The organism is Flavobacterium sp. (assembly GCF_043778725.1).
In the GTDB taxonomy this organism is placed as follows: domain Bacteria; phylum Bacteroidota; class Bacteroidia; order Flavobacteriales; family Flavobacteriaceae; genus Flavobacterium.
The window spans coordinates 1-24,130 of the sequence record NZ_JAYWFT010000142.1; the positions used below are offsets into that span (position 1 = coordinate 1).

Consider the following 24,130-nt stretch of genomic DNA (forward strand, 5'->3'; position numbering starts at 1 on the left):
GATTGCAAATCCGCGCTATCGGGTAGTAGTATGACTCAACAGTATAGAAATTATCAATCTGGCTACACAAAAGGTCCTAAAAGTTATAATTATCAAAACATACCAGGGTTTTAAAACAAAATATTATGAAAAGAGTTTTCTATATTTCCGTTTTTAGTTTTCTTTTATTAAGTAACACTTTTATTGACAATCAATTGAATAATAAAATTAATATAACATATTTAGGTTATAAAAATAATGTTTACCATTCCGATTTCTCTACTTTGGAATTTGAAATAGTAAATAAAAGTCAAGACACAGTATTTTTATCGAAGGAAAATATTGTTTTAACAGTTATAAAAGGAAAAACTATTATCAAAGAGGAAAAACCATCAACAATTGGAATGCCATTTGTAAAACCAATTATTAGAAGTACCATATTTTGCAAAGAGCAAAAAGAGTATCAAGAAAAAATAAATTCTTTAAAGCTCAAATTTGCAAACAAACTTTATGAGAAAAATTTTGGCTCAAATACTATTTACAAAAACTCTAAAGATTTCATTATAGAAAATATTATTAGAGATTGTTTTATTTTAATGCCTAATGAATCTATTGACCATAGTATGGGTTTTTATTCTAAAAAGTTTGATAAAACTTGTAAAGTGTCTGTGAAATATTCAGACAATAAGAGGTTTACTTATTTTGTAGATGATAGTGGCAAGAAAATTGATATTACCAATTAATTCTACCCAGATGGCGCGGATATGTCCCACTATGGATAATGTATCAAAGCTAACGATAAACAATTTTACATTATTTAACTGCAATGATTCAAAGTTAGTGATGCACTAATTTACATCATTTAACCATATGTAAAACAATAAATAAAATAAATAAAATAAATTTAAAAGTATAAGGCAAGCTGTATAGTTTGCCTTTTTTGTGCATAAACCTTTAAAAGGAAAAGTGTTCTAACGAATAGGGATGAACAATTAGTATTAGAAAAAATATTTTAAGAAATTAGGAAAAGATTGGCAAAAAATGTTCAGTCTATTTGTTTGTATGTGCGGTTTTCTTATGTAAAACTGTGAAATTATTGTTCTATGGATGTAGATTGGCGTTTTATTATGCTTGTTGGTAGCTCAATAATTCTTGGTGTAAAGGGTTTTAGTTCGCGTCTAGCAATCATTTCTTCTAGCAGCAGGTTGAATGCTTGAACACCCATTAGATAGCTAGGTTGGTCAACTGTGCTTAGCTTGGGGTTCATTACTTGCGACATGAACCAGTTGCTAAATCCTATAACTTTTACTCGTTGTGGTACTTTAATATTGTTTTGGTTGAAGTGGTCTAGAAGTCCTATAGCAACTAAGTCTGTAACGGCAAACACGCCGTCAATGTCTGGGTGTTGTTCTAGTATTAGTTGTGCAAATTGTTTTCCTTCATCAAAGGTTACATTTTTACAAGTAAAGACTAGATTGGAATTGAATGGAATGTTGTTTTTTTCTAAAGCTTTTTTGTATCCTAAAAACCTATCTATAGCATTTTGTGGATTTATAGGTCCGCGAATGTGTGCTATTTTTTTGCACCCACTTTTAATGAGATGTTCTACCGCATCGAAGGCCGCTTTCTGGTCGTTAATTATTACTTTGGAGCTAGGTATAAGTTTGGATATTTTGTCAAACTGGACTAATGGCACTTCTCTTTTAATGATTTCTTTGAGGTGCACATCGTCATTAGACTCATTAGATAAAGACAACATTATTCCGTCTACTCTCTTATTTAGCAATAATTCTACTTGTTTTTTTTCTAGTTCTAAGGATTCGTTAGACTGAAGAATGAATACTAAATAGCCATTTTTTTCTGCTTCATCAATAATACCATTAATGATGTTAGAAAAAAAATGGTGTACTACTTCGGGTATTATTAGCCCTACAGTTTTTGATTCTTTGGTTCTTAGGTTTACGGCAAAGCTGTTGGGTGTAAAATGCAGCGATTTAGCCAACTCTAAAACTGCATTTCGTGTTTTTTCGCTTACGTCTGGATAGTTTTTTAGTGCTTTGGAAACGGTTGTTATAGAAATGCCTAGTTTGGCAGCAATTTCTTTTAGAGTAATATCTTTCATGTAATGAAAATGTGTTGCGAAAAGCTAGAAAAGTGTGGTTAAATTAATCTTTGTTTGTAATTTTCTAATGTATAAATTTAAATTAGCAATGTTGTTGTTTTATAAAAATTAATTTGTTAAAAAAGACATGTAATTCTATCAAATTAATATATTATTTATCTTTTTTTTACTAAAAGTCTAAAAAAGCTAGTGTTAGTTGTTTTAATGGTTGTTGTTTAATTGGATTTTATTAAATTTTTGCACTTTATTGTTGTTACTTTTTTTAAAATTAAGTGTTAGTTTTTTTGTGTGTTTGAATAAACCAGAAATTATTAGAATGTTCTTGTTTAGGTAAAATAAAAACTGCTCTAGAAAATCGGTTAATGATTTTCTAGAGCAGTTTTATTTGCATTAATTTTAGTTTTATTATTCTGCTCCGTCGGTAGTTGCTCTTGTTATTGCATAATTAGCAATAGTTTTTCCTAGTAACATTCCTTTTTCGCAATCGCTTCTATAGTGTATTGCACCATATAATCTAGACATTGATGCTTCGTTTGCTAAGGCTTCAAATTCTTGCGTTTTAGACGGAATAACATGTGATAAATAGCTTGCCGCTGCACCACTAAAGGTTGAGTGTCCAGATACATATGCAGGAAAGTTGGGTACTCCAGTAGATGTTTTTATTGATGGATTCATTTGGCTAGGTCTTGGGTTGAAATAGAAATATTTTGCATCCCAACAACTTATAGCTGCATCCATCATTGAGATGTTTAATAATGCCATGTTTCTTGCCCATCTTACTTCGCTAAAATATTGATAAACAAATGCTTCGTCTGCAATTTGGTTCCAGTGTCCTGGAGGCGTATATGTGCCTACACCATCTGCCCAGAATGTTACAATTCTCATTCTGTCTCGTGTATAATTTTCGCTATAGTATTTTACTTCATTTAATTCGGTTGTAAATTGTGGTGAAGTGGTTGATGGTGGTGGTACAGGACGATTGGAAACAACATTGGCTGGTGTCATTAAAAATGATTTTACGTTTCCAAAAAGTGGAAGCATTGGCGGTCTTGCAGGCGTGTCTAGTGATCTCCATGGAGTTTGGCCATTAGCAATTGCATTGGTTTCTAATTGTGTCCATAACGTTTGGTTACCTATTGCTGCGCCAGCGCCATCTGTAGAGGCTTTTGTTATAAACTTGGCTGCAATTTTTCTTCCTAGTGCAACTCCGGCATCAATATCGCTTCTAACATTTGCTCCAGACATTATTCTGTACAGCTTTTGTTCATCTGCTTTTTGTTGTATAAAAGCTATTTCTGTTGGAAAAAGTAATTTTAATAATTCTACTGTTACTCCGGCAAGTGCTCCATCTTCTGATGGGTATGATGGCAATGAACTTTTTGGCACTAAAACTTGTAGTGTGTTATCAACAATAAAAGGTGCAGCACGATTGTAAAGTTGTTTGTAATGCCAAGTTGCAACCATTGCGTCATATTGTGCTGCGCTAACGTAAGCATAGGCACGAGCTGCAAATGGAGGGTTTGAAAATGGAAATTGTGGATTTGCAAAAGGATTGGCAGCTGATGGAGCTGGATATGTTCCGTCTTCGTTTTGGTATGGCGGACGATTGTGTCTTGCCACTAATGTTTGTATAATTTCGTTCCAACGTAATACACCACCAACACTCCAGTAATCAATAATTGCTTGTTGGTCTGAATTTAAATTGGCTTGATAACTTTTAATTTCATTTATTTCTGCTTTGTATGCAGACGATGTTACTGCAAGTGGCGCGTCTACTGAAAATTCATCGGCTGTTGTTAATAAAATTGGACGCCATGTTCCGGCATTTGCATCAGCATTTGTAGGATTCAATTGTGGGTATTGTTGGTTTCTTTCTACAAGATCGTCATTACAAGAAATGGTTAAAAGCAGTAAAGTATATAGAGCGCATTTTGCCCAAAAGGTATAAGTATTAATTTTCATTGGTTGTAGTTTTAGTTTTAGTAGAAGTGAAATTAATAATGTAAAATAATCCGCCATAAAAAGCATTAGATTGTCCTACATTTCGACCAGCAACAACGTGGTTTGCACCTGCAATAATTGATAATCCAGAAACCGATTTTAAATTGTATTTTCCGTTAAATCCAATTTTAGACATATTCATTGTGTTGCTTGGAAAAGGCATGTTATTGGTAGTAATATCAAAGCCTCCTTTTTGGGTTGTCCATGTGTCAAATATTGCTTCTGCAATAAGTCTTTTTGTACGATATCCAGCTCTTGCATTGAAAGAAACAGCGTCAGGCATGTCAACTTCATTTGTATAATGCATTCTGTCAGAATAATAGGTGTTTCTGTCAATTTTTATATTGGAACGTTTTATGTATGAGCAAGAAGCTGTTGCAAATAAACTACCAAATTGATAATCACTCATTAATCTTACACTTCCTGTTTTGCTTTGAGAACCTATGCTTAATGGTAAATAATCGGCAACATAATTGGTTGTTGGTATTGAAAACCCACCTAAAATATAAAAGGACAGCAGATTTTTTTTTATTTCTTTTTCATAAAATAAATATTTCAGTGTTAATGACAGGTCTTGAATACCGTTTTGCCCTAACATTGTTCCTGATGAAGCTTTGGTTGTTACATAAGGAACGCTAAATATTGCATTAAGTTTATCCGTTATTCCATAATTTCCGTTAACAGAAATTTTTTGAGTAGAAATGGTTCCAAAATTCAAGTTTTCTCTTTTAAAATTTCCTTCCCAATAGTTATCCCAACTGCTATATTCATAGATTGCTCCTGTACAAAAGTTGTTTTTATCCATCATTATGCCATCAATTTCGGTTTGGGCATAAAAATGGTTTGCCGCCATTAACAGGCATAGTATATATAGTTTTTTCATTTTTAAATTATAGGTTTATTAGGTTGTTTCCCAAATAAATAGTTAGTGTGACTTATTGGGTTAAAATACTATCTTACATAACGTTATATAAAAAGTATAGTTTTATTATCATAATGATTGTCCTTAAATTAAATAAAAGTAAGCACCGACATTTATTTCAAAAATGCAATTCCATATTTTTCACCAACTAACTTTTTTCTATATAAACAGCAATGAAAAAGAATAGTTTTTTTGAAATTCAAAATAACATAACACCTGGTCTTGTACAGTTCTAAAAATAGAATTACAAGACTGGTTTAGTTAATTTATGGACAATCACCTGAAGCACAGAAACTATAAGTTCTATGAATCTTGTTATTTATAAGATATAAATAAAGATGATTAAACCGTTTTGGGAGGAGCGTATGCTTGTTCCAGGTAACCAGAGTTTTCAATCTCATAAGGATGAGAATTTTTGTTTAAAATGGTATAACAAGCGTAGGAATTGAGCTCATAAAAAGAGGAGCTAGAAGGTATATAGTCTTTTATAAATGATTTTATAAGTTTTTCTATTGGAGATTTATTGGTGTCTGAATCTTTTTGACAATCAGCCATTTTCTTTAAACTTAAGTCAATTGTAGTTTGATCTTGAACACCCAAATAATATAAATTTAAAACATTATCCTTTATGCTTTTTTTGAAAATATGATATATCTTGTTGTTTATTATTACATTTTCATTTACCTTTTCAATATCTGTGTCCTCCATAAAGGAGTATAAGGTAGCATTGAGTTTTATTACTTTAAATTTAGAATTGGGAGAATTTTGTATTGTTTCTATCCAGCTTTGTTCTTTTTGGTAGGCAATCATCATATAGTAGTCTACAACATTGTAAAACAATGAAGAGATTAATGTAATTGCTAATAATAAAGAAGCTGTTTTTTTCATTTTTAATTCAATAGAATCATTATTCTAATTTTACTATACAAGATTGATATGGTTTTAAAACAACTGTTGAACCTTCTTTTTTTAATGGTTGCAGATTGTTAATTAACTCTTGTGATAGCTTCATTTCATTTGAGAGTGTAATTTTACTAATTTCTTTTGTGAAATTCAATAAAATTAATACTTTTTTTCCGTTTAATTCTCTTGTATAGCCAAAAACATTAGAATTTTGTTTATCTACTACTTCATATTTGCCATAAATTAAAATAGGATTATCTTTTCTTATCTTGGCTAGTTTTTTGGCATAATTTAAAATTGAATTTTCGTCCTTTTCGCTTGCTTCAACATTTACTGTTTTATAGTTATCATTTATTGTTAACCATGGTTTTCCTGTAGTAAATCCTGCATTAGTAGTTGCATTCCATTGCATTGGCGTTCTGCTATTATCACGACTCAATTCGGCTTGCATTTTCAAGTAATCGTCTGCTTCTTTTTGGCTGTTTTTAAGTGCAATATTATACCTGTTTCTGGTTTGTAAATCGTTGTATTGTTCTACTTTCTTGAAGCGAATATTAGTCATTCCTATCTCGTCACCATTGTATATATATGGAGTTGCACGTTGTGTGAGTAGGAAGGTATACAGCATTTTGGCAGATGCTTCTCTAAATTGTGGCGCGTCATTTCCGTAACGACTTACTGCACGACTTTGATCATGATTGGTAAAATAAACGGTGTTCCAACCTTTGTCTAGAAATTTGGTATTCCATTTAGAAACGATTTCTTTAAGCCCAATAACATTGTTTCTGCCAACAACATATTCGCCTTTGTCAAACTCGTTTCTTCCCCATACATTTGCTATTTCATCGTGGTATAAAGTATTAATTTCGTTGTTGTTTTCATCAACATATTCCATCACTTTACTAAACGGAATTACACCGCCTTCACCAACTGTATATACATCTTTATATTTGCTTAAAACTTGTTCGTTCATCTCTTTTAGATAATCATGAACTTTATTGTCAGCACCATAATAACGCACAAATTGCTCGTTTGTAAAATCCTTTGGCATATTGGGCCAAGTTGTATCTTTAGCCATAAATGGAAAGGCATCCATGCGAAAACCACTTACACCTTTATCCAACCAAAATTTCATTATGTCGTACATTTCTTTACGCATTGTAGGATTTTCCCAATTTAAATCGGGTTGTTTTCTGCTAAAATAATGCAGGTAATAACTGTTGGTTGCTTTGTTAAATCGCCATGCATCGGCATTTTCGTCAAATAGGCTGTATCTTTTTGGTGGTGTTCCTTTTTCTGCCGGCCACCAATGGTAATAATTATAGTATTTGTTGGTTCTTGATTTTTTGGCTTCTATAAACCAATTGTGCTCATCACTACTGTGGTTTACTACTAAATCCATAATCAGTTTGATGTTGCGTTTTTTCATTCCGGCAAGCATTTCGTCAAAATCTGTCATTGTTCCCATTTCGGTCATAATTGCACGATAATCACTAATGTCATATCCATTATCATCATTGGGCGATGCACATATCGGATTCATCCAAACGGCATCAATGCCAAGACTTTGAAGATAATCTAATCTTTTTGTAACTCCTTTCAAGTCGCCAACTCCATCACCATTACTGTCCTGAAAACTTCGAGGATAGAGTTGGTAAATGATGGCTTCTTTCCACCATTTGTTAGTGTTGGTGCTAGATTTTTCATCCATTTTCGGTTCTTTTTTGCAAGATATTGTACCCATTAATAGTGAAAGTACAATGATTATTTTCAATTTCATAATTTTTAGTTTTTTAAAGAAATCCAAGTTAATTTATGCCATATAAATTCTAATGGTCCTTGTTTATGACTTTTTAACCACCAAGTACAGAAAATAACGTTCAATAAAAATAAGATTATTCCAATAAATAGACAAATTGTTGCGCCTGTGTATTGGTAAAGGCCAAATCCATATTTATAGTATAATGTTGATCCAATAATGGATTGAATAATATAATTTGACAAGCTCATTTTTCCAAAAGGAATGAGTTTTGTCAGTAGTATATTTATATTTGATAAATAAAATAAAAGTATAAATCCAGAAACCCAAATTAGCATCATCGCAAAGTTAGCATAAGAATTAAAAATCACTAATAATCTATCTAATTCGTATTTATTTGTAATAAATTGGGGTGAATAAAAAACAAACGCATACAATGGTATAAAAAATATAGTAGCATAGAGAGCCGTTTTTTTCCAAAACAATAAATTTTCTGAAGTGTTTGAAAAAAGTTGTTTTCTACCAGCTAACAATCCCAATATAAATAGGCCTGGAGCTTGAAAAAAACGACCGTTTTCCCATGACCACAACATTGAAGCAGCTTTTCCTTTGGTAATATCACCTATCATATAATCCCAAAAAGTGCCATTATTCATGTAGTCTGAAATCGCAGCATAGTAACTTCCTGATAGATTGGGTGTAGGAACATAACTAGGATTAAAAACAAGGTAAAGGTATTTTCCCCATTCCATAGGTTGCAACATTAAAAATGAAGCGAGAATAAAAATTGTTTTGTTGCTTAGGTTACAAACCGGAATTAAGATTAATCCTAAAATTGCATAAAGTGTTAAAATATCTCCTTGGTAGAAAGCGGTATTGATAAATCCAAATATAAGTAGTAAAAACATACGCCATAGAAAACGTAGTCTAAAATCGCTTCCTTTCTTATTTTGATTGTCGTTTTGAATATAAAACTAAACCCAAAAAGGAGTGCGAAAATTGCATAAGCCTTTCCTCCAAACAAAAAATAAGCGCTAAACATCACATTTTGATCTACTGTTTTTAGCCATTCTGGAAACTGTGGTGGTGCATAAACAAATTCAAAATGTTCCATATTATGCAAAAGTACAATACACATAATTGCAAAACCTCGCAAGGCATCGACAACTTCAATTCGGTTGTTTTTTAAGATTGTGTTCATCTAATTGTGTAATGTCTTTAAAATAGTTCGTCCAATATTGAAAAATTATTAGCAATAACAAAATCAATTTGATATATACATTTAAATTTAAACCCGAAAACGTTTTCGATTATTAGATAATTATACTTTAATGAATTATTGTAGATATAAAAAATTAAAATGATAAATTTGATGATAAATAAATCAAAATATGAAAATTTTAGTACTCTTTTTTTCTTCATTTTTATCGTTTTCTGGATTGGCACAATCTAAATCGGATGAATGGCATTTGACTGCAACTTCGCGTCAAAATTATTTTGGTGTAGCTATGGCCAATGGACAAATTGGTATTGTAACCAACGACGAACCATTAAAAACAAAAGAGATAATACTCAACGGCGTTTATCAACCAAGTCTAGAAAATGGAATTAGTAAAATTGTTCGTGGTATTGAATTTTTGAATTTGCACTTGAACATCAATAATGAGCAAATAAAATCGGATAATATTGATAATTGGAGCCAAGTAGTTTCTATGAAAGACGGAATGAGTACCGTTTCTTTTTCGTTTAAGGATTATGCAAGCATAGATTACACTATTTTGGCAAACAGAGCCATTCCATATTCTGCCATGGCAATTATTGAAATTACTCCAAAAAGAGATATAGAAATAACGGCCAATAATTATATGGTTGTTCCTGATGAGTTAAAGGAAGCAAAATCGCAATTTAGGATTTTGAAAGACAATCAATACCTAATGCCAGTTTTTGGTACTTCTGCCAAAACGATGAACGGAAAATATACTATTTCTGCTTCAACAACATTTTTATTTGATGGCGAAAAAGAGACGTTAAAACAAATAGGCGACGAAGTGGGTTTTACCAAGAAACTTACAAAAGGAAAAAAATACCGATTTGCAATTGCTGGCGGTATTTGTACTTCTAAAGATATCACTGATCCACTCAACGAGTCCGAAAGACAGCCTATTTTTGCATTGCAAGAAGGTATTGACAAATTAGTAAACCGACATAAACAAGAGTGGTCAGAATTATGGAAAACTGGCGATATTGAAATTGAAGGCGATCTTGATGCACAACAACGAGTAAGGTTTGCTTTGTATAATTTGTATTCCTTTATTAGACCAGAAACTAGACAAAGTATTGCACCAATGGGATTGTCAAGTCAAGGTTATAACGGACATATTTTTTGGGATTCCGAGCTTTGGATGTATCCAACGCTACTAGTATTGCAACCCGATATGGCCAAATCATGTTTGGATTATCGATCGGACAGATTGCAAAAAGCCAAACAAAAAGCTACTATTTATGGTTATAAAGGTGCCATGTTTCCATGGGAAAGCGATGATACTGGCGAAGAAGCAACTCCAACTTGGGCGTTGACAGGAATTTTTGAACAACACATTACCTCAGATGTTGCCATTGCTTTCTGGAATTATTATGCGCTAACACAAGATAAATCGTGGCTTAAAAGCGAATTTAAAGTATTGAAAGAAACTGCCGATTTTTGGGTAAGTCGTGTGGTAAAAAATCCAGACGGTAGTTATTCTATTTTAAATGTTGTTGGCGCCGATGAATATGCACAACATGTGGATGATAATGCATTTACCAATGCTTCGGCGATTGAAGCTTTACGAAATACAATTAAAGCCGCAACAATTCTTGGCGCACCCATTGATCCTAATTGGGTTGACGTTTCTAATCATATTGTAATTCATAAAAAAGACGGAATTACTCAAAATTACAAAGGATATGACGGACAAACAATAAAGCAAGGCGATGTAAATTTATTGGCCTATCCGTTACACATCATTACAGATAGAACTCAAATAGAAAAAGACTTGGCCTATTATTCTGAAAAAATTGATAAAAAAGATGGTCCAGCCATGGCGCACGGAATTTTATCGGTTTTATATGCGCGCTTAGGTGATAAAGAAAAAGCATACGACCATTTTGTAAAAGCCTATTTACCTAACAGTCGTCCACCATTTGGCGTTTTCTCAGAATCGGCAAATAGTAACAATCCCTATTTTGCCACAGGAGCAGGAGCAATGTTACAAGCCATCATTTATGGTTTTGGTGGCGTTGAACAAACCGATAACGGATTGAAATTTAATAAAGGAATTTTGCCAAAACAATGGAAATCCTTAAAAATTATTGGTCTAGGAATTGATGATAAAACAATAGTTATCCAAAATTAATTTCTCTAATTTAGAGATAAAAAATCATTCATTAATTACTGTTTTATGGTAGTTAGTGAATGGTTTTTCTTTTAGAAATAAGGCCGTTTCACTGGTTGTAAAAGCCAAATTTCCCAATTTTAGTTAAATTTCCTAATAAAGAGCCAAATTGTACTAAAATTTTACTAAAAAAAATACTTTCCATTTTTTTAAACCTTTTTTTTTATGCATATAGTATTTTTTTAGTAGTTTTTTTAAGCATTTGATTTTAAATCGAAAACGTTTTCGTTAATACTATAACGTTTTCGTTGTAATGTTTCTTAAAATTTTCACAAAATTAGATTATGTTTGACTTTCTATATAAACAATTATTAACTAACTTATTTATTACGTATGAAAAATAGTCTACTCAAAGGCTTACTAGTTTTTCTAACTATGTTCTTTACAGGTTTTGCATTTGCACAAAATGTAACTGGTAAAGTAACCGATGGCAAAAGTCCGTTACCCGGAGTTTCTGTCACAATAAAAGGAACCACTAACAGCCAACAAACAGATTTAGATGGAAATTTTACAATTAAAAATGTAGGTTCAGATGCCGTTTTGGTATTTACCTTCATTGGTCTTAAAACACAAGAAGTTAAAGTTGCTGGTAAAAGCAATATTAACGTTACAATGAATGAAGACCTTCAAGAATTAAAAGAAGTTGTTGTTATTGGTTACGGTTCTGTTAAAAAGAAAGATGCAACAGGAGCAGTAGATCAATTAAACGCTAAGAATTTTGACAATGTATCTGCAACATCACCAGCAGATTTATTAAGAGGAAAAGTTTCAGGTGTACAAGTTACATCTTCAAGTGGTGAGCCAGGTGCTGCGTCTTCAATAAGAATTCGTGGAAATTCATCTATTCGTTCAGGAAATGGTCCACTTATCGTTGTTGATGGTGTTCCATTAGACGGTGGTGACATTTCTGGAGGTGGAGATGATTTGTTAGGAACATCTTCTGCTAGAAATCCTTTAAACTTCGTTAATCAAAATGATATCGAAAGCATGACTATTCTTAAAGATGCGTCATCTACTGCTATATATGGTTCTCGTGGTGCTAACGGTGTAATCGTTATAACTACTAAAAAAGGGAAATCTAAAGAGCCACAATTAAATTATAGTACTTCAGTAACTTTTAGTAAGTTTTCAAGTAAACTAGATGTTATGGATGCTGGAACATTTGTTAGAAATGGTGGAGTTGATACTGGATCTAGAGCATACGATTGGAAAGACGCTGTTTTAAGAGGCGGTTTAACAACGAATCATGATGTTTCATTTACAAAATCTACTGATAATTCAAGTACTCGTTTGTCATTTGGAGCTTCAAATACAAATGGTATTGTTAGAAACACAGGACTTGATAAATACACTTTTTCATTAAATAACTCAAATGACTTCTTTGGAGGGAATTTAAAAATTGATTCAAAAATTAATTACGCAGCCATTAAAGATGATGCAACATTAATTTCTAACAATGCTGGTTTTATTGGAAATTTAATTGGTGCTGCGCTATATTGGAATCCAACAAACCCTATCTACGATAATTCTCCTGATGGTTATTACAATCCAGGTTACAATAGTCCTGCTGGAGCGTATGGAAGTGATACTTATTTGAACCCAGTTCAATTGCTAGATGCTTACAAAGATTATACAAACACAAGCAAGATTTTAGGAAGTATTAAATCTACTTTAAAATTATCTAAAAATTTAAACTATCAATTCTTATTTGGTGTTGAGAGTTCAAGCTCAATTAGAAAATCTCAATTGTTACCTTCAATTCATATTCAGAATGTGGCTCAAGCTACAGTGCCTGGTTCAACTACTGTTAAATATGGTCAGTCTGCATTGATTAACAATAATAAGTTTAATAAAACTTTTGAGCACACATTAAATTACAATAAAACATTTAATGATAACTTTATATTTGATGCTTTAGCGGGTTATTCATACTATGATTATAACGCTGATGGAAGTTATTCTTCTGGAAAAGGATACAATCCTGATCAAGTTAACTTAATCGATAATATCGAAGGTGGTTTGCAAAATGAATTTAGAGTTTCTTCATATAGAAATAGAGTTGAATTACAGTCTTTTTATGGTAGAGTTAATGCAACCATTTACAAAAAATTCCTAGTTACTGCAACTTTGCGTTCAGATGGTTCTACTAAATTAGGTGCAAACAATAAATATGGTTCTTTCCCATCTGTTGGATTGGGTTATAAAATTATTGAAGGTAAAGACGGAATGTTGAATGCTTTAAAACTTAGAGGAAATTTTGGAGTAACTGGTAATCAAGAATTTGCTGCAAACTCTGCTATTGGTAGAGCGGTTTATGCCAATAATGGAGCTCAAACTATTGATAACAGTGCAAATGCTAATTTAAAATGGGAAACTACTAGATCTTATGGAGTTGGTTTAGATTTTACAGTATTAAAAAATAGATTGTCAGGTTCTGTTGATTACTTCAATAGAGATACTAAAGATCTTATTTTTCCAGTTCCTGGAGCTTCTGTTCAGCCTGGTCCAAACCAAAATAGATATGTAAATCTTGAAGGTAATCTTATAAATAAAGGTTTAGAAGTTGGTGTTAATTATAAAATAATTAATAAAGGTGACTTTACATGGGATTTTTCTGCAAATGCTTCATTCTTGAAAAATCAAATGAAAAATTTCGCTGGATTTATTCAAGCAGGAGCACTTAATGGACAAGGATTAACTAACGCATATGCACAGGTTGTTACTAATAATGAGCCTATTTATAGCTATTACATGTACGAATTTAGAGGGTATGCTGCAGATGGTTCTTCAATATATGCTGATGCTGCAGGAAATGATGCTTCTTTAGGTTTAGCTGCAAAAAAATTAGTAGGAAAACAAGGTTTGCCAAAAATGAATCTAGGTTTTTCTACAAATGTTGCTTACAAAAGTTTTGATGCTGCAGTTTCATTCTATGGTGCTTTTGGTCATTATTTGTATAATAATACAGCAAATGCTTATTTCTTTAAAGGAGCTTTTCAAGGCGGAAGAAATGTGCCTGAAGATGTTGCTACATCGTCTCAAGCACAAGGAGATCCAAACTCACCATCAACTAAATATTTAGAAAAAGGAGATTTCTTGCGTATGGGAAATCTAACATTTGGTTATACATTTAGTGGAACTACTTTAGAAAAATTAAAAATTAAATCTGCTCGTTTCTTTGTAAACGGTCAAAATCTATTATTGTTTACTAAATATTCTGGATTTGATCCAGAGGTAAATACTGACAAATCATTAAATGGTGTGCCTTCGGCAGGTATTGATTATTTATCATATCCTCGTTCAAAAGCCTTCGCATTAGGTCTTAATGTTACATTTTAAAAAAAAAATACAATGAAAAGAAAAAATTTTATTAAAGGATTTTTATACATAAGTATAATATCTTTTGGAGCAAGTTGTACTAATCTAGATGAAGAAGTACTAGATGGTCAATCGTATATTAGCTCTGGAGGAACAACAACTATTAACTCATCTGCTGTTCTTCAATCTGCGTACAATGGATTACGTGACTTTAATGGTCAAGGTATGATGTATGCTCTTGACGAAATGTCAACTGATGCAATGGTTGGGCCAACTCGTGGTGGTGACTGGGATGATAATGGTGTTTGGAGACAAATTCATACTCAAACTTGGGCTCCAGATCATGGTGAAGTTAAAGGTGCCTGGAACTCATTACTTTCTAATGTTTACAATTGTAATCTAGTTATTGAAAGTGGATCAGCTACTGCTTCTGAAGTTTTGCAAGCTCGTTTTTTACGTGCATTTTATTACTATAACGTAGTTGATTTATTTGGACAAGCGCCATACAGACCAGCTGGGTCAAACTTATTAGATGATCCTAAAGTATGGACAAGATCAGAAGCTACTACTTATATTATTTCAGAATTAGAAGCTATAATAAGTACTTTACCTGCTAGAGTTTCTGGTGATGCAAGTATTGTAAATAAAGATGCAGCTCATTTTTTACTTGCAAAAATATACTTGAATAAATCTGTTTTTGATGGTTCTGGAGCTTTCGCTGCCGCCGATATGACAAAAGTAGTTCAACATGTAGATGCAATGTCTAATACTCTAGCGGCTAATTATTGGGATAATTTTCAACCAAACAATAACACTTCAAATGAAATTGTTTTTTCATCTAAAAATATTCAAGGTGGCGATGGTGGAAATATGCAGTCTAAATGGAGAATGGGTACCCACTACAATCAAACGCCTTCTGGATGGAATGGTTTTGCTACAGTAGCTGAATATTATAACCGTTTTAATGCTTCTGATTCTAGAGGTAAATATTCTACACCTTCAATTATTAGTACTATTGGTAATCCTGTAGGTTTTAATATTGGACAACAATTTGCTCCAGGTGGTGTTACGCCACTTATGGATAGAAATAATAATCCTTTATCATATACTGCTGCTTTAACATTAATTACAAGTGGAGTTACTCTTGAAACTGCTGGTATACGTGGTATGAAATATGTTCCAGATGCTGGAAGTTTAGATAAGCCAGATAATGATTTAGTTTTAATGAGATATTCTGATGCTTTATTAATGAAAGTTGAAGCTATCTTAAGAGGTGGTACTGGTAGCGCTGGGACAATTTTGTCTGACATTGCTACAAGAGCAGGAGTAGCTGCAGCACCAAATACTCTTGACGGAATTTATGCTGAAAGAGGAAGAGAATTGTGGTGGGAAGGTTACAGAAGAAATGACATGATCCGTTTTGGAAAGTTTCTTGATTCTAGAGCTTTAAAACCATATACTTCAGCTGCCAAATATTTAATATACCCAATTCCTGCGGATGCATTATTTAATGCTAATTTAAAACAAAACCCAGGTTACTAAGAAATTTTGTTTAATATTTTGTTTGAGTTTTTTTAAAAAGAGGGTAATTTTTACCCTCTTTTTTTGTTTTAAATTTTGTCAATTATTTGTAAAATTGTAGTAAATTGTGCTACTATAATTTAATAATTAGTATCACTTGATATGTCGTATAGATTTTTATTACCTACTGCTATTTTTTTTCTGTTTATAAGTTGTTCTAATGACAATTCTAATAATGAAAACAGCCTTTTTTCCAAATTAGAACCTTCTCAAACAGGAATTGATTTTGTCAATGAAGTTAAAAATGGTGAGGAAATGAACATCTTTAAATATAGAAATTTTTATAATGGTGGAGGTGTTTCAATTGGTGATATAAACAATGATGGTTTATCAGATGTTTACTTTACTTCCAATCAAGGTAAAAATAAATTGTACCTAAATAAAGGAAATTTTAATTTTGAAGATATTTCTAAAAAAGCAGGCGTAGAAGGAACAAAGTCATGGTCTACTGGTGTTGTAATGGTAGATATTAATGGCGACGGATTTCTTGATATTTATGTTTGCAACGCTGGAAACTCAAGTGATGAAAAAAGAAAAAGCGAACTTTTTATAAACAATGGTAATCTAACGTTTACCGAAAAAGCAGAACAATACAATCTTGCAGATACCGGAATTACAACACATGCAGCATTTTTTGATTATGACAAAGACGGCGATTTAGATTGTTATATTCTTAATAACAGTTTTATTCCAGTAAGTAGTTTAAATTATTCCAACAAGAGAGAATTACGTGATAAAGATTGGGATGTAAATCCAATTTTAAAAGGTGGTGGCGATAAGTTATTGCGCAACGATAACGGAAAGTTTATTGATGTAAGTGAAAAAGCAGGAATATACGGTAGTTTAATCGGCTTTGGTTTAGGTGTAACAGTTGGTGATGTTAACGGCGATTTATATCCAGATATCTACATTTCTAACGATTTTTACGAACGCGATTATCTTTATATAAATAATAAAAACGGAACCTTTTCTGAGCAAATTCAAAACTGGACTACACACATTAGCCAATCGGCAATGGGTGCAGATATGGCGGATATAAACAATGATGGTAAAGCAGATATATTTGTTACAGATATGCTGCCAGAACCCGATAATCGATTAAAAACCACAACAAATTTTGATAATTATGATTTGTTTTCAAGGAAATTAAACCTTGATTTCTTTAACCAATACATGCAAAATACACTGCAAGTAAATACTGGTGATAACCATTTCAATGAAATTGCCAATTATGCAGGTGTTGCCAAGACAGATTGGAGTTGGGGTGCACTTTTATTTGATATGGATAACGATGGTTACAAAGATATTTATGTCTGTAACGGAATTTATCACGATCTTACCAATCAAGATTTTGTAGATTTCTTTGCTAATGAAGTAATGCAAAAAATGGCAATTACTGGTAAAAAGGAAGATATGGAAAACATTATCAATAAAATGCCAAGTACACCTGTGCCCAATTATGCATTTAAAAATAATAAAAATTTAAAATTTACTAACGAAGCTCAAAATTGGGGTTTAGGAACACCAAGCTTTTCTAATGGTGCAGCCTATGCGGATTTAGATAACGATGGTGATTTGGATTTAATTGTAAATAATGTCAATATGCAAGCATTTGTTTATCAAAATAAATCTGAAAAAAATAAAGAAAATCATTACGTAAAGGTAAAACTTAAAGGTGATGGTCAAAATAAATTTGCAGTAGGAAGTGTCGTAGAATTGTTCTCTAATAAAGAAATTATTCGCCAAGAATTAATTCCAACTCGTGGTTTTCAATCGTCTGTAGATTACGTCATGACTTTTGGTGTAGGATCTAAAAAAATTGATTCGCTTCAAGTTATTTGGCCTAATGGTAAATTTCAAACCGTTAAAAAAATTAAACTAAACACAACAGTTACCCTAAATATTACTGATGCAAAGACAGACTATGTTTCGAAAGCTATAAAAATAAAACCATTATTTTCTGAAATTCCAAACACTATTGTAACCCATAAAGAAAACGATTATATCGATTTTGATTATGAAGGTTTAATAGGAAAAATGCTTTCGCAAGAAGGACCAGCTCTTGCTCTTGCAGATATTAATGGCGATGGAAATGACGATGTTTATATTGGCGGTGCCAAAGGAAATTCAGGTAAAATATACCTCAATAACGGAAAGGATAATTTTACTATTTCTACTCAAGTTGCTTTAGAAAACGATTCAAGCTTTGAAGATACAGCAGCAACTTTCTTTGACGTAGACCATGATGGTGATCAAGATTTATTAGTTGGATCCGGCGGAAACGAAAAAACCGATCAAGCCAATTATAAAAATAGATTGTACTTAAATAATGGCAAAGGAGTGTTTACTAAAAGTGCATCTATTATTCCAACCACCAATAGTAATGTTTCTGTAATTGCACCATATGATTTTGATAATGACGGCGATATTGATGTCTTTATTGGTAGCAGAAGTGTTCCTGGAGTTTACGGAATTACTCCAAAACAACTCTTATTAGAAAATGACGGTAAAGGAAATTTTGCCAATATAACCGAGAAAAGATCATTCAAACTAAATGATGTAGGAATGATAACCGATGCAGTTTGGGAAGACATAGACAACGACAATAAAAAAGATTTAATTATCGTTGGCGAATGGATGGCGCCTGTAATCTTTAAAAATACCGGCAGACGACTCTCAGAATTTAAAAATAATTTGGCCGATGAAAAAGGATTTTGGAATGCCGTTTCATGTGTAGATTTGAATAACGATGGTAAAAAAGATTTAATTTTTGGAAATAAAGGAACCAATACTTCCTATAAATGTTCCAAAACTAATCCGATGAAATTATTTGTAAATGACTTCGATAACAACGGTACAATTGAGCAAATAAGTACACAATCAATAGATGGTAAAGACATTCCATTGCATTTAAAACAAGAATTAGCCAAACAAATTCCTTCAATTAAAAAGAAAAATCTAAACTATTCTGAATATGCCAAAAAATCATTTCAAGAATTATTTGAGACAGATGTGATTTCGAATTCTATTCAAAAAACAGCAAATGTTCAAGAAACTAGTATTGCAATAAATAATGGCAACGGACAATTTAAAATTAAAGTGCTGCCAAAAGAAGTTCAGTTTTCCAGTGTAAATGCAATTTGTACAATGGATATCAATAAAGATGGGATTTTAGATATAATTCTTGGTGGAAATCAGTACGAATTTAAACCGCAATTTGCTCGTTTAGACGCTAGTTATGGAAGTGTATTAATTGGGAATAAAAATGGTAATTACACTTGGATTTCAAACGAAAAATCTGGAATTTTCATTAAAGGTGAAGTAAAAGGAATTAAAGTTATCAAAACTAAAAATAACTCATCAACAATTATTGCTGTTGTAAATGATAATAAACCAAAAATATTTAAACGAAATGACTAATTTTTTCAAATCAGCAATACTACTTTTAATCCTTACTAGTTGCTCAAGTAAAGAAGATAAATTGTTTGAAAAATTACCGTCAGACAAAACCAATATTACTTTTAATAACAAATTAGAAGAGTCCAAAAACATTTCAATTCTAGATTATCTCTACTATTATAATGGTGGCGGTGTTTCTCTTGGTGATATCAATAATGATGGCTTGGTAGATATTTATTTCACATCCAATCAAGGAAAAAATAAATTATACCTCAATAAAGGCAATAATAAATTTGAAGATATTTCTGTAAAAGCAGGTGTAGAAGGTCAATCCGATTGGAATACTGGAACTATTATGGCCGATGTAAACGCAGATGGCTTTCTAGATATTTATGTTTGTGCAGTTGTTGGTATCAACGGATTTGAAGGTCATAACGAACTTTTTATAAATAATAAAAACAACACTTTTACAGAAAGTGCTGCCGTGTACGGCTTAGATTTAGACAATTACAGCTCTTCTGCTGCTTTTTTTGATTTCGATTTAGATGGCGATTTAGACATGTATCTTCTCAATCATGCAGTTCACTCGGAAGCCTCTTTTGGAAATGCCGATATTAGAAATAAACGAAGTTATGAATGTGGCGATAAACTCCTTAGAAATGACAACGGAAAATTTACTGATATTAGTGAAAAAGCAGGAGTTTTTGGAGGTGCAAATGGTTATGGATTGGGTATTGCAGTTTCCGATTTTAATTTAGATGGTTATCCAGATATTTATATTAGCAACGATTTTCACGAAGATGATTATTATTATTTAAATAATGGTGATGGAACTTTTTCTGAAAGCTTAAAAAATCATTTTGGTCACACCAGTCGTTTTTCAATGGGTGTAGATGTTGCCGATGTAAATCATGATAATTTTCCAGATATTATGACCTTAGACATGCTTCCGCAGGATGAAAAAGTACTGAAATCTTCACTTGGCGACGACAATGTACAAATGTTGAAAATGAGAACCGAGAAGTTGGGTTACCACTACCAATATACTCGCAATATGTTGCAAATAAATCATGGCGGAAATAATTTCACAGAAACGGCTTTGCTAAGCGGAGTTGCAGCAACAGACTGGAGTTGGAGCACACTCTTTGCCGATTATGACCAAGATGGAGAGCAAGATATTTTCGTTTCTAACGGAATTCCTAAACGACCAAACGACCTAGATTATGTAAAATATTATTCTAATGATGAAGTGAAAACCAAAATAAGTTCTACCAAATTATTAGATAAAGAAGCCTTAAAAAGAATGCCAAAAGGAAACGTTACTAATTATGTTTTTCAAGGTTCTAGCGACTTAAATTTTACAGATAAATCTAAAGATTGGATAGAAAACGACTCAATAATATCTAACGGTACCGGCTATGCCGATATTGATAACGATGGCGATCTAGACGTAATTAGTAATAATTTAAACAGCGAAGCATCAGTATATTGCAATCAAACGAATGCCAAAGCCAACTATTTAAAACTAAAATTAAAATTTATTGCTGGTAATACATTTGCAATTGGAGCAAAGGTAATTTCTTACTCTAAGGGTAAAATGCAGTATAAAGAATTGCAAACAACAAGAGGATTTCAATCATCGTCTGAACCAATTATTCATTTTGGATATAAAAAAGAAGCTAAAGTTGATTCATTGCTCATTATTTGGCCCGATAAAACATACCAAACAGTAAAAAATGTAAAGACAAATCAAACTCTAGAAATTAAAGCTAATCCTTCTAGAAAGGTCTTTAATTATGCAAGATTACATCCATTAGCAAACCCAATTTTTAAGAAATCAGAAACTAATTTAGGAATTAATTTTACACATCAAGAAAATGATTATATCGATTTTGTTTATCAAAAGTTAATTCCATACCAACGTTCAGATCGCGGTTCGGCAACAGCAATTGGTGATTTAAATGGAGACGGAAAAGAGGATATTTTCTTTGGTGGGTCAAAAGATATTCCGTCACAAATTTACCTTCAAACGACTAGTGGTTTTGTGAAAAAAGCATATCCCGAATTAGAAAATGATGCCGTTTTCGAAGATGCATCTGCAGTAATTTCCGATTTTAATAATGATAAAATAAACGATTTGTTTGTAGCTTCTGGTGGTGGTCAAAATGCTGCCGATTTACAATCTAGATTGTATTATGGCAATAAAAATCAGTTAACCAAAGCCGTTATGCCAACTGTAGCACAAAATGCATCGGTTGTAAAAGCATTTGATTATGATAAAGATGGCGATCTAGATCTATTTGTAGGAAATAATTCAAGGAATAATCGTTTCGGAAGTCCATCAGATTGTTATTTATTAAACAACAATAAAGGAATTTTTTCAATTGTAGAAAATAAAACTTTTTCAGAAATTGGAATGGTTCAAGATGCCGTTTTTTCTGATTTTAATAACGATGGATCAACCGATTTAATTGTAGTTGGAGAATGGATGAAACCTAGGTTTTTTACCAATAAAAACGGAAAATTTAGCGATGTTACCCCAACCGTAAATCCAGAAAATAATAATGGTTTATGGCAATCAATAATTCCGTTTGATATAGATGGTGATGGCGATTTGGATTATTTAGTTGGAAATTGGGGTTTAAATTCTAAGTTTAAAGCATCAAGCGAATTTCCAATGAAAATGTATTTTGACGATTTTGATGCTAATGATTCCTTCGAAACTATTGTAACAGTAGAAAAAAACGGAAAATATTACACCACAATGGGATTAGACGAATTGGCAGAACAATTAAGCGGTTTGGTAAAAAAGAAATTCCATTCTTATAAAAATTTTGCAGGAAAAACTGTCGATGAAGTGTTTGATCCAGCATTATTAAAGAAGGCAAAATTGTATGAAGTGCACAACTTAAAATCGGGCTATTTGAAAAACAATAAAGGAAAATTTACATTTGTTGCTTTTTCTAACGACTTGCAAGTTGCGCCAATTACAGCTTTCGTAAAATCTAATTTCGATTCAGATAAAAAAGACGAAGTTTTTGCAGCAGGTAATTATTTTGGAGTTTCTCCATACCACAGTCGTTTTGATGGGTTTTCGGGCGCCTTAATTAAAAATGAAAAATCAATTACATTAGGTTATAAAATAGGAATTGATTTGGTCCAAAAAGCGGTTCGACATTTAGATATTATTAATTATAACGGAAAAAAATACCTATTGGTAACCATAAATAATAAAAAAGCTGAGGTTTATGAAATAGCAATAAATAAAAATTAGACTGTAGCTTCAACATTTAAGTTAAAACAGTAAAAGCTTAATTAACTTATCGGAAAAAATATAAATTTCAAACCTTTGTCATTTATGTTAGAATCAATAAAAACAAAAACTTTTGAAGTTTAAAACTCAAAAATATAAAAAATGAAACCTAAATTTTTAATACTAGCATTAGTAGCATTACTTAGTTCCTGCCAAAAAGAAAAGACAATTGTAGTAACTCCGTCAGAATATGCTGCTTCAATTGATAACGTAACTCAAATTATTGTACACGATATTTTTTCGCCACCTGTAGCAAGTAGAATTTATACTTATCCAAATATTGCTGCTTATGAAGTGATTGCGCAAAATAGTAAAACTTACAATTCGCTTCAAAAACAAGTTGCAGGATTAGACTCTATACCAGTCTTAGATCCAAAAAGCGGCGTAAATAAAAATGTTGCGGCACTTGTTGCTCACATGGAAGTAAGTAAAGCATTGGTTTTTTCGGAAGAATTGGTTGAAAAATTTAGAGACAGTTTGTATTTAAAATGGCAAGATGAAAATCCAAAAGAGTTTGAAATCTCTAAAGAATACGGATTAAAAGTAGCCGAAAGAATAAAAAAATGGATGGGAAAAGACAACTATAAACAAACAAGAACCTATCCAAAATATTCTGTTCATGCATCTGATAAAACTAGATGGCAACCAACACCGCCAGCTTACATGGACGGAGTTGAGCCACATTGGAGCGAAATAAGAACCTTGGTTTTAGATTCTTCTTCTCAGTTTAAACCCATTCCGGCACTTGCATATTCTACCAATAAAAGTTCACCTTTTTTTAAGCAAGTTCAAGAGGTTTATGATATTAGTCAAATGATGATTAAAAAAGGAGACAAATCAGAAGAAATGAAAATGGCTCAATTTTGGGATTGTAATCCTTATGTAACTGTAAATCAAGGCCACATGATGTTTGCCAAAAAGAAAATTACACCAGGCGGACATTGGATGGGAATTACAAAAATTGCGTGCATAACCAATAAAGCCAATTTTGAAAAAACAGTTTATGCCTACACCGCAACTTCATTAGGCCTTTTTGAATCTTTTATAAGTTGTTGGGATGAAAAATACAGAAGCAATGTAGTACGTCCAGAAACAGTTATCAATCAGAATATTGACGAAAATTGGCGTCCATTGTTACAAACTCCGCCATTTCCTGAATATACAAGTGGTCATTCTGTAGCTTCAACATGTTCGGCAACTATGCTAACGTCAGTTTTTGGAGATAACTTTGCCTATACAGATACCACAGAATTGCCATACGGATTGCCAGCTAGGAAATTTAAATCCTTTAACTTGGCATCCAAAGAAGCTGCAATGAGTCGATTTTATGGCGGAATTCATTATAAAGCAGCCATAGAAAATGGAATTGTTCAAGGAAGAAACGTTGGTGAATATGTTG

Annotated in this window: 14 protein-coding genes; 7 read left to right on the plus strand and 7 right to left on the minus strand. The window is 32.2% G+C overall.

The features are described 5' to 3' along the window. Positions 1 to 125: 125 nt before the first annotated feature. Positions 126 to 722, plus strand: coding sequence for a hypothetical protein (locus ACH2CG_RS13455; protein ID WP_395066048.1), 597 nt, complete (start codon positions 126 to 128; stop codon positions 720 to 722). 350 nt (positions 723 to 1,072) lie between these two features. Here ACH2CG_RS13455 and ACH2CG_RS13460 read toward each other — a convergent pair whose 3' ends face one another. The 7 genes from ACH2CG_RS13460 to ACH2CG_RS13490 all read right to left on the minus strand — a co-directional run bounded on the left by ACH2CG_RS13460 (position 1,073) and on the right by ACH2CG_RS13490 (position 8,887). Then, positions 1,073 to 2,101 (minus strand): LacI family DNA-binding transcriptional regulator, encoded by a 1,029-nt coding sequence (locus tag ACH2CG_RS13460; protein WP_395066050.1) that lies wholly within the window; start codon positions 2,099 to 2,101, stop codon positions 1,073 to 1,075. Positions 2,102 to 2,506: 405 nt separating this feature from the next. Continuing rightward, positions 2,507 to 4,063: a phosphatase PAP2 family protein gene (locus ACH2CG_RS13465; RefSeq protein WP_395066052.1), complete on the minus strand. Its 1,557-nt coding sequence runs from the start codon at positions 4,061 to 4,063 to the stop codon at positions 2,507 to 2,509. Continuing rightward, complete coding sequence (locus tag ACH2CG_RS13470) at positions 4,053 to 4,985, minus strand: hypothetical protein (protein ID WP_395066054.1); 933 nt, start codon at positions 4,983 to 4,985, stop codon at positions 4,053 to 4,055. Before ACH2CG_RS13470 ends, ACH2CG_RS13465 begins: the two co-directional genes overlap by 11 nt. A 381-nt stretch (positions 4,986 to 5,366) precedes the next feature. Further along, positions 5,367 to 5,912, minus strand: a complete 546-nt coding sequence (locus ACH2CG_RS13475; RefSeq protein ID WP_395066056.1) for a hypothetical protein — start codon at positions 5,910 to 5,912, stop codon at positions 5,367 to 5,369. A 19-nt stretch (positions 5,913 to 5,931) separates the two neighbouring features. Further along, the gene (locus ACH2CG_RS13480; protein ID WP_395066058.1) at positions 5,932 to 7,707 is read right to left on the minus strand and encodes an alpha-glucosidase; all 1,776 of its coding nucleotides are present in this window, start codon (positions 7,705 to 7,707) and stop codon (positions 5,932 to 5,934) included. Between the two features lie 5 nt (positions 7,708 to 7,712). Then, positions 7,713 to 8,594 (minus strand): DUF418 domain-containing protein, encoded by an 882-nt coding sequence (locus tag ACH2CG_RS13485; RefSeq protein ID WP_395066060.1) that lies wholly within the window; start codon positions 8,592 to 8,594, stop codon positions 7,713 to 7,715. Next, positions 8,534 to 8,887, minus strand: coding sequence for a hypothetical protein (locus ACH2CG_RS13490; protein ID WP_395066062.1), 354 nt, complete (start codon positions 8,885 to 8,887; stop codon positions 8,534 to 8,536). The genes ACH2CG_RS13485 and ACH2CG_RS13490 overlap by 61 nt, the downstream gene beginning before the upstream one ends. A 190-nt stretch (positions 8,888 to 9,077) precedes the next feature. Here ACH2CG_RS13490 and ACH2CG_RS13495 point away from each other — a divergent pair, with 190 nt between their 5' ends. The 6 genes from ACH2CG_RS13495 to ACH2CG_RS13520 all read left to right on the plus strand — a co-directional run. Next, positions 9,078 to 11,081, plus strand: a complete 2,004-nt coding sequence (locus tag ACH2CG_RS13495) for a glycosyl hydrolase family 95 catalytic domain-containing protein (RefSeq protein ID WP_395066064.1) — start codon at positions 9,078 to 9,080, stop codon at positions 11,079 to 11,081. A gap of 372 nt (positions 11,082 to 11,453) precedes the next feature. After that, entirely contained in the window at positions 11,454 to 14,459 is a 3,006-nt protein-coding gene (locus tag ACH2CG_RS13500; RefSeq protein ID WP_395066066.1) for a SusC/RagA family TonB-linked outer membrane protein, read from the plus strand. Positions 14,460 to 14,471: 12 nt separating this feature from the next. Then, entirely contained in the window at positions 14,472 to 15,980 is a 1,509-nt protein-coding gene (locus ACH2CG_RS13505; RefSeq protein ID WP_395066068.1) for a RagB/SusD family nutrient uptake outer membrane protein, read from the plus strand. A 141-nt stretch (positions 15,981 to 16,121) separates the two neighbouring features. Beyond that, positions 16,122 to 19,439, plus strand: a complete 3,318-nt coding sequence (locus tag ACH2CG_RS13510; RefSeq protein WP_395066070.1) for a VCBS repeat-containing protein — start codon at positions 16,122 to 16,124, stop codon at positions 19,437 to 19,439. Next, positions 19,432 to 22,692: a VCBS repeat-containing protein gene (locus ACH2CG_RS13515; protein WP_395066072.1), complete on the plus strand. Its 3,261-nt coding sequence runs from the start codon at positions 19,432 to 19,434 to the stop codon at positions 22,690 to 22,692. Before ACH2CG_RS13510 ends, ACH2CG_RS13515 begins: the two co-directional genes overlap by 8 nt. A 141-nt stretch (positions 22,693 to 22,833) precedes the next feature. Further along, positions 22,834 to 24,130: vanadium-dependent haloperoxidase (locus ACH2CG_RS13520; protein WP_395066074.1), on the plus strand; the 1,297-nt coding region annotated here is incomplete at its 3' end.

What these genes read in the sequence shown, in the direction of transcription:
- ACH2CG_RS13455 (WP_395066048.1), top strand. Translation starts at nt 126, where the DNA reads ATGAAAAGAGTTTTCTATATTTCCGTTTTTAGTTTTCTTTTATTAAGT.
- ACH2CG_RS13460 (WP_395066050.1), bottom strand. Translation starts at nt 2,101, where the DNA reads ATGAAAGATATTACTCTAAAAGAAATTGCTGCCAAACTAGGCATTTCT.
- ACH2CG_RS13465 (WP_395066052.1), bottom strand. Translation starts at nt 4,063, where the DNA reads ATGAAAATTAATACTTATACCTTTTGGGCAAAATGCGCTCTATATACT.
- ACH2CG_RS13470 (WP_395066054.1), bottom strand. Translation starts at nt 4,985, where the DNA reads ATGAAAAAACTATATATACTATGCCTGTTAATGGCGGCAAACCATTTT.
- ACH2CG_RS13475 (WP_395066056.1), bottom strand. Translation starts at nt 5,912, where the DNA reads ATGAAAAAAACAGCTTCTTTATTATTAGCAATTACATTAATCTCTTCA.
- ACH2CG_RS13480 (WP_395066058.1), bottom strand. Translation starts at nt 7,707, where the DNA reads ATGAAATTGAAAATAATCATTGTACTTTCACTATTAATGGGTACAATA.
- ACH2CG_RS13485 (WP_395066060.1), bottom strand. Translation starts at nt 8,594, where the DNA reads ATGTTTTTACTACTTATATTTGGATTTATCAATACCGCTTTCTACCAA.
- ACH2CG_RS13490 (WP_395066062.1), bottom strand. Translation starts at nt 8,887, where the DNA reads ATGAACACAATCTTAAAAAACAACCGAATTGAAGTTGTCGATGCCTTG.
- ACH2CG_RS13495 (WP_395066064.1), top strand. Translation starts at nt 9,078, where the DNA reads ATGAAAATTTTAGTACTCTTTTTTTCTTCATTTTTATCGTTTTCTGGA.
- ACH2CG_RS13500 (WP_395066066.1), top strand. Translation starts at nt 11,454, where the DNA reads ATGAAAAATAGTCTACTCAAAGGCTTACTAGTTTTTCTAACTATGTTC.
- ACH2CG_RS13505 (WP_395066068.1), top strand. Translation starts at nt 14,472, where the DNA reads ATGAAAAGAAAAAATTTTATTAAAGGATTTTTATACATAAGTATAATA.
- ACH2CG_RS13510 (WP_395066070.1), top strand. Translation starts at nt 16,122, where the DNA reads ATGTCGTATAGATTTTTATTACCTACTGCTATTTTTTTTCTGTTTATA.
- ACH2CG_RS13515 (WP_395066072.1), top strand. Translation starts at nt 19,432, where the DNA reads ATGACTAATTTTTTCAAATCAGCAATACTACTTTTAATCCTTACTAGT.